The organism is Microbacterium sp. MMO-35 (genome assembly GCF_037147555.1).
In the GTDB taxonomy this organism is placed as follows: domain Bacteria; phylum Actinomycetota; class Actinomycetes; order Actinomycetales; family Microbacteriaceae; genus Microbacterium.
On record NZ_JBBCVH010000003.1, the window covers coordinates 138,711 to 150,908 of the forward strand.

Annotated in this window: 12 protein-coding genes; 9 read left to right on the forward strand and 3 right to left on the reverse strand. The window is 73.3% G+C overall.

The genetic code is table 11. From position 1 onward, the window contains the following. Window positions 1-87 precede the first annotated feature (87 nt). The 5 genes from WFJ01_RS07505 to WFJ01_RS07525 all read left to right on the forward strand — a co-directional run bounded on the left by WFJ01_RS07505 (window position 88) and on the right by WFJ01_RS07525 (window position 5,901). Entirely contained in the window at window positions 88-1,035 is a 948-nt protein-coding gene (locus WFJ01_RS07505; RefSeq protein WP_336628692.1) for a quinone oxidoreductase family protein, read from the forward strand. Then, window positions 1,032-1,862, forward strand: coding sequence for an alpha/beta fold hydrolase (locus WFJ01_RS07510; RefSeq protein WP_336628693.1), 831 nt, complete (start codon window positions 1,032-1,034; stop codon window positions 1,860-1,862). Before WFJ01_RS07505 ends, WFJ01_RS07510 begins: the two co-directional genes overlap by 4 nt. A gap of 79 nt (window positions 1,863-1,941) precedes the next feature. After that, complete coding sequence (locus tag WFJ01_RS07515) at window positions 1,942-3,291, forward strand: O-acetylhomoserine aminocarboxypropyltransferase/cysteine synthase family protein (protein WP_336628694.1); 1,350 nt, start codon at window positions 1,942-1,944, stop codon at window positions 3,289-3,291. 76 nt (window positions 3,292-3,367) lie between these two features. Continuing rightward, window positions 3,368-4,186 (forward strand): shikimate 5-dehydrogenase, encoded by an 819-nt coding sequence (locus tag WFJ01_RS07520; RefSeq protein WP_336628695.1) that lies wholly within the window; start codon window positions 3,368-3,370, stop codon window positions 4,184-4,186. A gap of 191 nt (window positions 4,187-4,377) precedes the next feature. Further along, window positions 4,378-5,901, forward strand: coding sequence for a Mur ligase family protein (locus WFJ01_RS07525; protein ID WP_336628696.1), 1,524 nt, complete (start codon window positions 4,378-4,380; stop codon window positions 5,899-5,901). An 88-nt stretch (window positions 5,902-5,989) separates the two neighbouring features. Here WFJ01_RS07525 and WFJ01_RS07530 read toward each other — a convergent pair whose 3' ends face one another. Then, window positions 5,990-6,847, reverse strand: coding sequence for a sulfurtransferase (locus tag WFJ01_RS07530; protein ID WP_336628697.1), 858 nt, complete (start codon window positions 6,845-6,847; stop codon window positions 5,990-5,992). Window positions 6,848-6,943: 96 nt separating this feature from the next. On the opposite strand from WFJ01_RS07530, the gene WFJ01_RS07535 reads away from it, so the two are divergent. From WFJ01_RS07535 to WFJ01_RS07550, 4 genes are all read left to right on the forward strand, one after another. Further along, complete coding sequence (locus WFJ01_RS07535; RefSeq protein WP_336628698.1) at window positions 6,944-7,966, forward strand: Gfo/Idh/MocA family protein; 1,023 nt, start codon at window positions 6,944-6,946, stop codon at window positions 7,964-7,966. 28 nt (window positions 7,967-7,994) lie between these two features. Next, window positions 7,995-8,909 (forward strand): NYN domain-containing protein, encoded by a 915-nt coding sequence (locus tag WFJ01_RS07540; protein ID WP_292884444.1) that lies wholly within the window; start codon window positions 7,995-7,997, stop codon window positions 8,907-8,909. An 85-nt stretch (window positions 8,910-8,994) separates the two neighbouring features. Then, entirely contained in the window at window positions 8,995-9,621 is a 627-nt protein-coding gene (locus WFJ01_RS07545; RefSeq protein WP_336628699.1) for a DUF4166 domain-containing protein, read from the forward strand. After that, window positions 9,618-10,604, forward strand: a complete 987-nt coding sequence (locus WFJ01_RS07550) for an epimerase (RefSeq protein ID WP_336628700.1) — start codon at window positions 9,618-9,620, stop codon at window positions 10,602-10,604. The genes WFJ01_RS07545 and WFJ01_RS07550 overlap by 4 nt, the downstream gene beginning before the upstream one ends. Before the next feature lie 201 nt (window positions 10,605-10,805). On the opposite strand, the gene WFJ01_RS07555 is transcribed toward WFJ01_RS07550, so the two are convergent. Next, complete coding sequence (locus tag WFJ01_RS07555; RefSeq protein ID WP_295033840.1) at window positions 10,806-11,795, reverse strand: epimerase; 990 nt, start codon at window positions 11,793-11,795, stop codon at window positions 10,806-10,808. After that, window positions 11,792-12,160, reverse strand: coding sequence for a PLD nuclease N-terminal domain-containing protein (locus tag WFJ01_RS07560; protein WP_292884436.1), 369 nt, complete (start codon window positions 12,158-12,160; stop codon window positions 11,792-11,794). The genes WFJ01_RS07555 and WFJ01_RS07560 overlap by 4 nt, the downstream gene beginning before the upstream one ends. Window positions 12,161-12,198: the final 38 nt, after the last annotated feature.

Consider the following 12,198-nt stretch of genomic DNA (forward strand, 5'->3'; position numbering starts at 1 on the left):
TCGATCCGCCTCCGCCCCGGCCTGCGGCACCCGCGGTCCGGCCCCTTCCCCGCGCCCCGCCGCTCCGCCGCGTCGTAGCCTGGAACCATGGCGCAGGCGATCGTGCAGACCGAGCTCGGCGGACCGGAGGTCCTCACCCTCGTGGAGGTGCCGGATCCGGTCCCCGCCGCCGGCGAGGTCGTGGTGCGCATCGAGGCGGCCGGGGTGAATCCGATCGACGTCAAGCAGCGCAGCGGCTTCCGCCCGCTGCCCCCGATCACCGAGCCCCGGCACCAGGGCTTCGACGGCGCGGGCGTCGTGACCGCGGTCGGTCCCGGCGTCGACGATCTCCGCGTCGGCGATCGCGTCGCCATCCGCGACACCCGGGGCACGTATGCGACCGCGCTCGCCGTGCCGGCGGCGCACGCCTCCGTGATGCCCGACGAGGTGACCTCCGCCGAGGGCGCCGCCCTCGGCATCCCCGCCGGCACCGCGTACCAGTCCCTGCGCTCGCTCGGCGTCGGCGAGGGCGATCTCCTGCTCCTGCACGCCGGTTCCGGCGCGGTCGGCCAGGCCGCGATCCAGTTCGCCGTCGCGTGGGGCGCCGACGTCATCGCCACCGGCGGCGCGACCTCGCAGGAACGGCTGCGCGAGCTCGGCGCGATCCCCGTCGTCTACGGCGAGGGCCTCGAGCAGCGGATCCGCGACGCGGCGGGCGATCGCGAGATCACGGTCGCGCTCGACGGCGCCGGCACGGATGAGGCGATCGCCGCCTCCCTCGCCCTCGTCGCCGACCCGGACCGGATCGCGACGATCGTGCGCGGACCCGATGCCGCGTCGTTCGGGATCCGCGCGTTCAGCGGCGGGAGCCCGGTCCCGCTCACTGCGCAGGAGCTCGCCTGGCGCGCCGAGGCCGTGCCGGTCGCACTGCGGCTCATCGCCGAGGGCCGCTTCTCGATCGAGTTCGGCCCGGAGCTGCCGCTCGCGGAGGCCGCCGAGGCGCACCGCCTCGTGGAGGCGCACGCCGCGCGGGGCAAGATCGTGCTGATCCCGTGACCGCCGGCACCGCGACCTCGATGCTCGCCGTGCCCGGGGGGCGGCTCGCGGTCGAGGAGAGCGGCGCGGCCGACGGGGCACCGGTGCTCCTCATCCATGCCGGGGTGACCGACCGGCGATCCTGGGCCGGCCTCGTCGACGTGCTCGGTCCGTCCGTGCGCAGCATCCGCTACGACGCGCGCGGTTTCGGTGAGACGACGACGGAACCGCACGACGGCTGGTCTGCGCTCGAAGACGCGCGCGCCGTGCTCGACGCCGCCGCCGCGGATGCCGCCATCATCGTCGCCTGTTCGATGGGCGGACGCACGGCGATCGACCTCGCCCTCGTCGCCCCCGGATGCGTGCGGGCCCTCGTGCTCATCGCGCCGGCCATCAGCGGTTCCCCCGCGCCCGAGCTCGACGACGTCACCGCCGAGCTCGACCGCCGAGGGGACGCGGCGATCGAGCAGGGCGACCTCGCAGAGCTCAACCGGATCGAGGCCGAGCTCTGGCTCGACGGCCCCGGCCGTGCCGGACGGGTCGGGAAGGAGGCGCGCGAGCTCTTCCTCGCGATGAACGGCGCCGCCCTCGCCGCCGACGATCCCGGCGCGCGGGCGCAGGACGCCGTGGCCTGGCCGCGCCTCGGCGAGATCCGCGTCCCGACGCTCGTGCTCGTGGGCGCGCTGGATCTCCCGCACGTCCGCGCGGCGGCACGCCACGCAGCCGCGACGATCCCCGGCGCCGCCCTCGTCGAGCTCGAGGACGCGGCGCACCTCCCCCACCTCGAGCGGCACGCCGTCGCGCTCTCCGAGATCGCCGCGTTCGTGCACCGTCTCGCGGAGGTCTGACCGCGGGGCTCGCCCGCCGGATCCGCAACAGTCGGAAACATCCCAGCGCGGCCGGCACGGCGCGCCGCAGGATGGGTCCGTGACCGATCCCGCCGCCTCCGCCCCCGCCACCCGTTTCGCGACGAGGCAGGTGCAGGCGGCGTACGTGCCCGGCGCGCCGCAGAACACCGCGGTGCCGCCGCTGTACCAGTCGGCGGCCTACCAGTTCGCGAACCTCGCGGAGGCGCGCGACCTCTTCGCGCTGCGCCGCGCCGGCAACATCTACAGCCGCAACACCAGCCCCACGCAGCAGCTGCTCGAGGAGCGCGTCACCGCGCTGGAGGGCGGCGTCTCCGCGGTCGCCGTCGCCAGCGGGCAGGCCGCGGTCGCGGTCACGATCCTCGCCCTCGCGGGCCGCGGCGGCCACGTCGTCGCGGCCGACCGGCTGTACGGCGGCACGGTCGACCTGCTGCAGGACACGCTCGACGACTTCGGCATCACGGTGACCTTCGTCGACCAGGACGACCCCGCGGCCTGGCGCGCGGCCGCGAACGAGCGCACCCGGCTGTTCTTCGCCGAGTCCGTCGCGAACCCGCTCGCCCAGGTGCTCGATCTCCGGACGGTCGCCGACATCGCCCATTCCGCGGGCGTCCCCCTCGTGATCGACAGCACGGTCGGCACGCCCTTCCTGATCCGCCCCGGAGAGCACGGCGCCGACTTCGTCGTGCACTCCGCCACGAAGTTCCTCAGCGGCCACGGCACCTCGCTCGGCGGCGTCGCCGTCGACCTCGGATCCTTCGACTTCGGTGCGGACCCGGCCCGCTGGCCGCAGTTCACCGCCGTGCACGCACGGTTCGGCCCGCAGTCGCTCTGGGAGCGGTTCGGGCAGGGCTTCGCGTTCGGCGCGCTCGTGAAGGCCAAGTACGTGCACGACCTCGGACCCTCGCTCTCGCCGTTCAACGCGCACCAGATCCTGCAGGGCATCGAGACGCTCGACCTGCGCGTCTCCCGTCAGAGCGCGTCGGCCCAGGCGATCGCCGAGTCCCTCGTCGTGCACCCCGCGGTCGCCGCCGTGCACCACCCCGGGCTCGCCGGCAACCCCTGGCACGAGCTCGCCGCGCGCTACCTCCCCCGCGGGATCCCCTCGGTCTTCTCGATCGACCTGGTCTCCACGGGCGACGAGGAGCGGGATCAGGAGCGCGTGGAGCGCTTCGTGGACGGCCTGAAGGTCGTGCGCCTCGTGGCGAACATCGGCGACGCGCGCTCGCTCGTCTCGCACCCCGCATCGATGACGCACTCGCACCTGAACGCCGCCCAGCGCGCCGCGGCCGGGATCGGCGCGACGACCGTGCGCCTGTCGATCGGGATCGAGGATCCGGCCGACATCCTCGCCGACCTCGAGCAGGCGCTCGCCCTCGCCGTCGTGGAGCCGGCGCTCGCCGCGGTCTGAGCCCTCCGGGGTCGTTGAGCGAGGACGAGCGCAGCGTGCTCAACGTCCCCACCACGGTGCTCGGTACTCTGGACCGGTGCCGATCCTGAACAAAGACATGACCCTGTGCATCTCGCTCTCCGCGCGACCCAGCAACAACGGCACCCGGTTCCACAACCACCTCTATGAGGCGCTGGGGCTGAACTGGATCTACAAGGCGTTCGCCCCGACCGACCTCGCCCAGGCGATCGCCGGCGTGCGCGGACTCGGGATCCGCGGCTGCGCGATCTCGATGCCCTACAAGGAGGACGTGATCGCCCTGGTGGACCGGATGGATCCCTCCGCCACCGCGATCGACTCCGTCAACACGATCGTCAACGACGACGGCGTGCTCACCGCCTACAACACGGACTACTCGGCGATCGCGCAGCTCATCGTCCGCAACGCCCTGGATCCGGCGTCCTCGGTGCTGCTGCGCGGGTCGGGCGGCATGGCGAAGGCGACGGCCGCGGCCTTCCGCGACGCGGGCTTCGCCGACGTCACGATCGTCGCGCGCAACGAGCAGGCGGGTCGCGCGCTCGCCGGCCTCTACGGCTTCGGGTGGGCCGCCGACGTCGACGACCGCACGGCCGACATCCTCGTCAACGTCACCCCGATCGGGATGGCGGGCGGCGCCGAGGCGGACGCCCTCTCGTTCCCGCCCTCCGCGATCGACGCCGCCGGGGCGGTGTTCGACGTCGTCGCCCTCCCCGCCGAGACCCCGCTCGTGCGCGCCGGCCTCGCCGCGGGCAAGACCGTCATCAACGGCGCCTCGGTCGCCACGCTGCAGGCGCTCGAGCAGTTCGTGCTGTACACCGGGATCCGTCCGACCGATGAGCAGGTGCGCGAGGCCGAGGAGTTCATGCGCGCCGGTTGATCCCTCCTCCGGGGGCGTTTCCCCGCGCGGGTGTTCCCCATTCAGGCTGGAGAGCGCCCGAGGGGCCAAGAAGCGGTGTCCGACGTCTCCGCCGAAAGATCCAGCCTGAATTGCGCGCACCGCTTCGTCTCGCTGCCCGGTCCCCGAGCGAGCCGAAGGCGAGACGAAGAGCCCGGTAGACTCGGACGGTCATGCCCTCCGTGTCGAACTACCCCGCTCCGCGCCTGGATTCCCGCCCCGTCGAGACCTTCCGCGCCACGCTCGGCGACCTCGCCGCACACCTCGGCGCGGAGGCGCCCGACGCCGCGGACACCGGCTTCACGGGTGTCGCGCTCGGCACCGACCACGTGCGGCCGGGCGACCTCTTCCTGGGGATCCCGGGAGCGAACGCGCACGGCGCCCGGTTCGCCGAGAAGGCCGTCGCCGCGGGTGCGACGGCGGTCCTCACCGACGCCGAGGGCGCCGCGCTCGTCCCCTCGGACGTGCCGACGCTCGTCGTGGACAGCGCGCGTCTGGCCGCCGGCCCCGCCTCCGCATTCCTCTACCGCGACCCCGCCGCGTCGATGACGTCGATCGGGATCACCGGCACGCAGGGCAAGACCACCACCGCGTTCTACGTGGCCGCCGCGGCCGGCATGGCGCAGTCCGGCACGATCGGATCCATCGGCACGACCGTCGGCGACGACTTCTTCCCGCCCGTGCTGACCACTCCGGAGGCACCGGAGCTGCAGGCTCTCTTCGCGGTCATGCGCGAGCAGCACCTCGGCACGGTCGCCGTCGAGGCGTCCAGCCACGCCCTCACCCTGGGACGCGTGGACGGCTTCGCGTTCGACGCGGGCATCTTCCTCAACCTCGGGCACGACCACCGCGACTACCACCCGACCCAGGCCGACTACTTCGCCGCGAAGGCGCTGCTGCTCACCCCCGAGCACTCCCGGATCGGCATCGTCGACATCGACTCGCACTGGGGGCGCATGATGGCGGCTCAGGCGACCGTCCCCGTGCGCACGACGTCGGCGAGCGGATCCGAATCCGCCGACTGGGTCGCCTCGGACGTCGAGCTGCGCGCGCACGGATCCTCGTTCACCGTCCGCTCCCCCGAGGGCGAGCGGGTGCGGTTCACCACGCAGCTCACCGGCGCGTTCAACGTGAACAACATCCTCGCCGCGGTCGCCGCCCTCGCCGAGACGGGACGCGACCTCGCGGGGCTCGCCCCCGGCATCGCCGCGCTGCCGAGCGTCGAGGGCCGCCTGCAGCGGTTCGACTTCGGGCAGCCGTTCACCGCGATCGTCGACTCCGCGCACAAGCCGGAGGCGATCAACGCGGCCCTGCGCGCGATCCGCACCACGACGCCGGAGGGCCGCCTGATCGCGGTGCTCGGCGCGAACGGCCATCGCGACGCCGCCAAGCGACGAATGATGGGCCGCTTCGCCGCGATGTTCGCCGACGTGCTGGTCATCACCGACGACAACCCCTACGACGACGACCCCGCCGAGATCCGCGCCTCCCTCATCGACGGCGCACGCTCCAGCGTCGTGGAGATCACCGAGATCGCCGATCGCCGCGAAGCCATGGCCGCCGCGGTGCGGATGGCCCGGCCCGAGGACACCGTGGTGATCCTCGGCAAGGGGCACGAGCGGTACCACGCCCTCGCCGACGGGGAGATCGCCTGGTACGACCCCGACGTGCTCCGCGAGGTCATCGAAGCGCTCTGACCCGCCCCGCGCGGTGCCGTCCCGCGGGGTCGGCTCAGCCCTCCAGCGGGTCCGCCTCGGCTCAGCCCTCCAGCGGGTCCGCCTCGGCTCAGTCCTCCAGCGGGTCTGCCTCGGCCGGCACGGGTCCGCGTTCGACCGGGCGCCCCGGCGTGTTCGACCAGGCGCTCCACGATCCCGGGTACACGGTCACCTCCCGGCCGATCAGGGCACCCGCGAGCGCGAGCTGCGCCGCCGTCACGCCGGATCCGCAATAGGCAGCGATCGGCACCTCCTCCCCCGCGCCGACGGCCTCGAACGCGGCCTCTATCTCGGCGGGGGCGCGGAACCGCCCCTCGGCGTCGAGCACCTCGGCGATCGGCAGGTTGCGGGCTCCGGGGATGTGCCCGGCGACCGGATCGATCGGCTCGGTCTCGCCGCGGAACCGCTCGGGTGCGCGGGCGTCCAGCAGCACCCCGGTCCACGCGGCGACCTGATCGGCATCCAGCACGTCGGCCGTTCCCGGGCGGGCGAGCACGACGTCTCCCGACGGTGCCACGACCTCGCCCTCCTCGACGGCTCCCCCGGCGGCCCGCCAGGCGCCGAGTCCGCCGTCGAGCACGCGCACGTCGGCCACGCCGGCGCGGCGCAGCGCCCACCACGCCCGAGAGGCGGGAAGCGAGCGCGCGTCGTCGTACACCACGACCGCCTGCCCCTGACGGATCCCCCAGCGGCGCGCGGCCTGCTCGAGCTCGTCGTCGGACGGCAGCGGGTGACGCCCGTCCGCGGGGGCGCCGTGAGCGGCAAGCTCGCCCTCCAGGTCGGCGAAAACCGCCCCGGGGAGGTGCCCGGCCCGGTAGTTCTCCCGCCCGTCGGTGAACCCGAGTCGGTAGCGCACGTCCAGGATCCGCAGATCCTCGCCCTCGTCGAGGAGGGAGCGGAGTTCGGCGGCGGTGATGAGATCGGCCATGCCCCCATCCTCCCAGCCCGGCGACGGGACCGCACGGGCCTCGGATGCCGCGCGCACGATTCCTCCCCCATATCGGAAGCCCGTACGCTTGTGCCCATGACCGCCCACTCCCCGCAACCAGCTCTGCGCTGGGGCATCCTCGCCACGGGCGGCATCGCCGCCGCCTTCGCCGCCGATCTGCGCACCGCGGGGCTCGACCTCGTCGCCGTCGGATCCCGATCGCAGGAGTCGGCCGACGCGTTCGCCGCCCGCTTCGACATCGCCCGCGCGCACGGCTCCTACGAGGCTCTCGCGGCGGATCCCGAGGTCGACATCATCTACGTCGCGACGCCGCACCCGATGCACCACGACGACGCCCGCCTCGCGCTCGAGCACGGCAAGCATGTGCTCGTCGAGAAGGCGTTCACCCTCAATCGCGCCGAGGCGCAGGATCTCGCCGACCTGGGTCGCGAGAAGGGCCTGCTGGTCATGGAGGCGATGTGGACGCGGTATCTGCCCCACATGGTCCGGATCAGGGAGATCATCGCGGCCGGCACGCTCGGCGAGATCCGCGCGGTCTCGGCCGACCACACGCAGTCGCTGCCCACGGATCCCGCCCACCGCCTGAACGCTCTGGAGCTCGGCGGCGGCGCGCTGCTCGATCTCGGCATCTATCCGATCTCGTTCGTCCACGACCTGCTCGGCGCACCCGAGACCGTCCAGGCGACGGGGCGGCTGATCTCCACCGGCGCCGACGCCGAGGTGGCGACGATCATGACGCACGCCGGCGGGGCGATCTCGACCACCCTGTCCTCCTCGCGCGCGGCCGGTCCCAACACCGCCGTGGTGCTCGGCACCCTCGCACGCATCGAGATCGACCGGGTCTGGTACTCGCCCACCACGTTCCGGGTCATGGCGACGGACGGCACGGTGTGGGAGGAGTTCGACGGCCGCACCACTTCGGACGGGCGCGGCGGCGGTCGAGGCATGCAGTACCAGGCCCTCGCCGCGGAGCGCCACGTCGCCGACGGATCCCTCGACAGCGACCTGCTGCCGGTCGCGGAGTCGGTCGCGATCATGGGTCTGCTCGACGAGATCCGCGCGCAGATCGGCGTCCGCTACCCCGGCGAGACCGCCTGACCGCCTGACCCTTCCGGAGGAGGATCCCATGGCCGAGCCCCAGGACACCCGCGTCGCCGTCTACCTGGACTTCGACAACATCGTCATCTCCTGGTACGACCGCGTGCACGGGCGCAACGCCTACAGCAAGGACCGCCAGCGCATCCAGGACGACCCCGCCGACGCCGAGGTCGCGGAGCGGCTCAAGTCCGCGACGATCGACGTCGGCGCGATCATCGACTACGCGTCGTCGTTCGGCACCCTCGTGCTCACCCGCGCGTACGCCGACTGGTCGTCGCCCGTGAACGCCGTGTACCGCTCGCAGCTGGTCGCCCGCGCCGTCGACCTCGTGCAGCTGTTCCCCGCCGCGGCCTACGCCAAGAACGGCGCGGACATCCGCCTCGCCGTCGATGCGGTGGAGGACATGTTCCGCCTCCCCGATCTCACCCACGTGGTGATCGTCGCCGGCGACAGCGACTACGTGCCGCTCGCCCAGCGCTGCAAGCGCCTCGGCCGCTACGTGGTCGGCGTCGGCGTCGCCGGTTCGACCGCGAAGTCGCTCGCCGCCGCGTGCGACGAGTTCGAGGCGTACGACTCCCTGCCGGGTGTCGAGCGCGCCGCCGCCCAGGCCGAGACCCCGCCGAAGAAGCCCGCCGCCAAGCAGTCCCAGGGCGCGCGCAAGGAGTCCAGGGCGTCCGCGGAGAAGGACGAGCCGACCACCGACGATCAGGAGCAGGCCACGGCGACGCTCGTGCGCGCGCTGCGCCTCGGCCACGACAAGAGCGACGGCGACGAGTGGCTGCACAGTTCGGCGGTGAAGACGCAGATGCGGCGCATGGATCCGTCCTTCAGCGAGAAGGCCCTGGGCTACCGCTCCTTCAACGCCTTCCTGAAGTCGCGCGCCGACATCGCCGAGCTCGAGGAGTCCGGGCACGAGCGCCTGGTGCGCCTGATCGGGAGCTGACCGGCGCCCGCCCCGCCGACGGCCCGCCACGGGGCGAGGGACACGTTCATTCGCCTTTTTTGAACATGTTCGATATCGTGACGGCATGACACCGGACCGGCTCTCCCCCTACGCCGCGGCCCTCGGCGCACGTGCGGAGCGGCTGCATCCTCGCATGCGCGCCTACGTCGCGGCGATCCCCTCGGGACGGGTCGGGGTCGGGCACGGCGTCTTCGAGCGCGTCGGCTGCCGCAGCCGCACGGTCCGGGTGCTGCTCGGCCCGCTGCTGCGCTTGCTCGAGCGCCGTGGCGCGGTCTACGCCGGGTGGGCCGAGGACGTTCCGTTCACGGTGCGCAATCGCGACGGCGGAGGCAGATCCGCCGAGCGCACGCTGCACCTCCCGCACGGCGACCTGACGCTGTGCGATCGCGTGCGATCTCTGCCGCGGGGGCGCATCGCGGACCGCCTCGGGCAGCACGGGGTGCTCGCCGCGGTCTTCCGGGCGACGGCTTCCGACGGCGCGCTGGAGCTGCGCAGCACGCGCGTCGGGCTGCTCCTGGGAGGCCTGCGGATCCGGATCCCGTCGTGCATCGCTCCGCGGATCCGGCTCATCGACGGCATCGAGCACGCCACCGGCCTGCAGCGGGTGGCCCTGACCGTGGACGTGCCACTGCTCGGGCGGATCCACGAGTACGCGGGGACGTTCCGCTACCGGATCGAGGAGGACGCATGAACGAGGAAGACGGCCGCACCCGAGGCAGGGTCGTGCTGGGCGGGTCGACGGGGTTCATCGGGCAGGACCTGCAGCGGCGCTGGCGTGCGGCGGGGCGCGAGGTCGTGACCGTCTCCCGGCACGGCGCCGACCTGACCTGGGACGACCAGGCGGGGATCGACGCCGCCGTGGACGGGGCGAGCCTGGTCGTCGGCCTGGCCGGGAAGAGCGTGAACTGCCGGTACACGGCGGCGAACCGGGCGGAGATCCTCCGCTCCCGCGAGCAGACGACGGCCGCCCTGCGGATCGCGGTGCGCAACGCCGTCACCCCGCCTCCGCTCTGGATCAACTCCTCCACGGCGACGATCTACCGGCACGCGGAGGACCGCCCGCAGACCGAGTCCACGGGCGAGCTCGGGACGGGATTCTCGGTCGAGGTGGCGAAGGCGTGGGAGCGTGAGCTGTTCGCCGGCGACCTCCCGCGCACGCGACGGGTCGCGCTGCGCACGGCGATCGTGCTCGGCGACGGCGGCGTCCTCGGCGCCCTCCGCCGACTCGCCCGGTGCGGCCTGGGCGGAACCCAGCACGACGGCCCGTGGCCGATCGGCCGCGCCCGGCGAGCGGCGGGAACGGCGCACCACTTCCGTGCACGCGGCGGGCTCCAGCGTTTCAGCTGGGTGCACCTGGACGACCTCGCCGGCATCATCGCCTTCCTCGAGGAGCACCCCGAGCTGGAGGGCCCCGTGAACGCCGTCGCGCCGCAGGCGAGCGACAACCGCACGCTCATGGCGACGATCCGGCGCGCCCTCGACATGCGGGTGGGCCTGCCGTCGGCTCGCTGGATGCTGGAACTGGGCGCGGTCGCGCTCCGCACCGAGACCGAGCTGATCCTGAAGAGCCGATGGGTCGCCCCGGAGAAGCTGCTCGACGCGGGCTACGCCTTCGGGCACCCCGCCCTCGACGAGGCCGTCCGCGCCTCCTTCGCCCTCGCCCCCGCGCCCTGACCCCGATCCCCTGACTAGGATCCGGACCCGGATCCGTCGCGCCCCTCCCGTCGCGGATCCGGATCCGCTCCGGTCGCAAAAACTGTCGCTCTGGACGCCGCTCAGCGACATCTTTTGCGACCGGAGCGACCGTTCTGCGACCGGAACGGCGGTTCTGCGGCGGGAGCGACGGTTCTGCGGCGGAAGCGATCGGGCCGGCCGTCAGCGCCCGACGATGGCCTGCACGGCGCCCGCGAGCTGCGGGTAGCGGAACGCGTACCCGGCGTCCTCGAGCACCTGCGGCAGCACCCAGCGGCTCTTGAGCACGAGCTCCGACTCGGTGCGCAGCACCGCCATGCCCGGCTCCAGCACGAAGCGCGGCGCCGGCAGGCCGAACGGCGCCCGGACCGCGCGGCGCAGCGTGCGCATGAGCTCGATGTTGGTCACCGCGTTCGGCGACGCCATGTTCACGGGACCCGCGATCTCGTCGTGGTCACGGAGGAACCGCACCGCCTGCACGAAATCCTGCTCGTGCATCCAGCTCAGCCGCTGCCGGCCCCGGGAGTGCTCGTAGTCGGGGCGGTCGGGCTCGGTGGGGTGGGCGCCGATCCCGCGATAGCGCCGGTGCGGGAACCACCAGCCGTCGTACTGCGGGCCGCCCAGTCCCAGCCGGGCCAGGCGCAGCAGCATGTCCATCACGGGCGCGCCCCGGCCGAGTACCAGCGAGGTCCGCAGGGCGATCCGCCGCGTCCCCGGAGTCTCGCCGTCGAACAGCGCCGCCTCCCACTCCCGGGTCACATCGGGCGAGAAGCCCTTCTCGTCGAGCGGATCCGCCTCGGTGCGCGGCGAGACCAGCGAGTAGCGATACGCCGTCGCCGAACTGCCGTTCATCCACACCGCCGGAGGTGCTGCCGCCGCGGTGACCGCACGGTGCAGCGCCTGCGTCGTCCGCACGCGGGAGCGCAGGATCTCGTCGCGGTTGCGGTCGGTGTACCGGCAGTCGATCCGGCGGCCGGCGAGCCCGATCACCAGGTCGGCGCCGTCGACGAGGCGGAGGACCCCCGCCGGATCGTCCCAGCGCGCGTCCGCGCCGGAGCGGCCGATCGTGCGCACCTCATAGCCGTCGACCCGCAGGGCTCGTGCCAGCGCGGTGCCGAGGTAGCCGCTGCCGCCGCCGATCACCGCGCGGCGCAGATGCGGAGTCGCGTTCATCCGGCGTCCGTCCCGTCCTGCTTCTTGCGCTTCTCGATCTCGGCGCGCAGCCGCCATTCCTCGATCTCGCGGTCGAGGTCGGCGATCTGCTGCTCGGTGCTGCGGGTGTCCGCAGGTCGCGACGGGCCGGAGGGCGCAGGCGGGGCCGGACGTCGCTCGCGCGGGCGCGGCAGCCGGATCCCCTCCCCGTCGTACTCGCGTCCGACGAGGAACCAGATGAGGGATCCGGCCAGCGGCACGATGATCACCAGGATGATCCAGAACACCTTGGGCAGGTGCTTCACCTGGTCGTCACGGCGGGTGATGATGTCGATGAGCGCGCCGACCATCAGCACCAGCACGAGGATCGAGAACACCAGGCCCATGACGACAGCCTGCCAGAGAAGCGGGGATCCTGCGTCCG

Excerpts from the sequence above, each read along its gene's own strand:
- WFJ01_RS07505 (WP_336628692.1), top strand. The coding sequence starts at position 88 with ATGGCGCAGGCGATCGTGCAGACCGAGCTCGGCGGACCGGAGGTCCTC.
- WFJ01_RS07525 (WP_336628696.1), top strand. The coding sequence starts at position 4,378 with ATGCCCTCCGTGTCGAACTACCCCGCTCCGCGCCTGGATTCCCGCCCC.
- WFJ01_RS07530 (WP_336628697.1), bottom strand. The coding sequence starts at position 6,847 with ATGGCCGATCTCATCACCGCCGCCGAACTCCGCTCCCTCCTCGACGAG.
- WFJ01_RS07535 (WP_336628698.1), top strand. The coding sequence starts at position 6,944 with ATGACCGCCCACTCCCCGCAACCAGCTCTGCGCTGGGGCATCCTCGCC.
- WFJ01_RS07540 (WP_292884444.1), top strand. The coding sequence starts at position 7,995 with ATGGCCGAGCCCCAGGACACCCGCGTCGCCGTCTACCTGGACTTCGAC.
- WFJ01_RS07545 (WP_336628699.1), top strand. The coding sequence starts at position 8,995 with ATGACACCGGACCGGCTCTCCCCCTACGCCGCGGCCCTCGGCGCACGT.
- WFJ01_RS07550 (WP_336628700.1), top strand. The coding sequence starts at position 9,618 with ATGAACGAGGAAGACGGCCGCACCCGAGGCAGGGTCGTGCTGGGCGGG.
- WFJ01_RS07555 (WP_295033840.1), bottom strand. The coding sequence starts at position 11,795 with ATGAACGCGACTCCGCATCTGCGCCGCGCGGTGATCGGCGGCGGCAGC.
- WFJ01_RS07560 (WP_292884436.1), bottom strand. The coding sequence starts at position 12,160 with ATGGGCCTGGTGTTCTCGATCCTCGTGCTGGTGCTGATGGTCGGCGCG.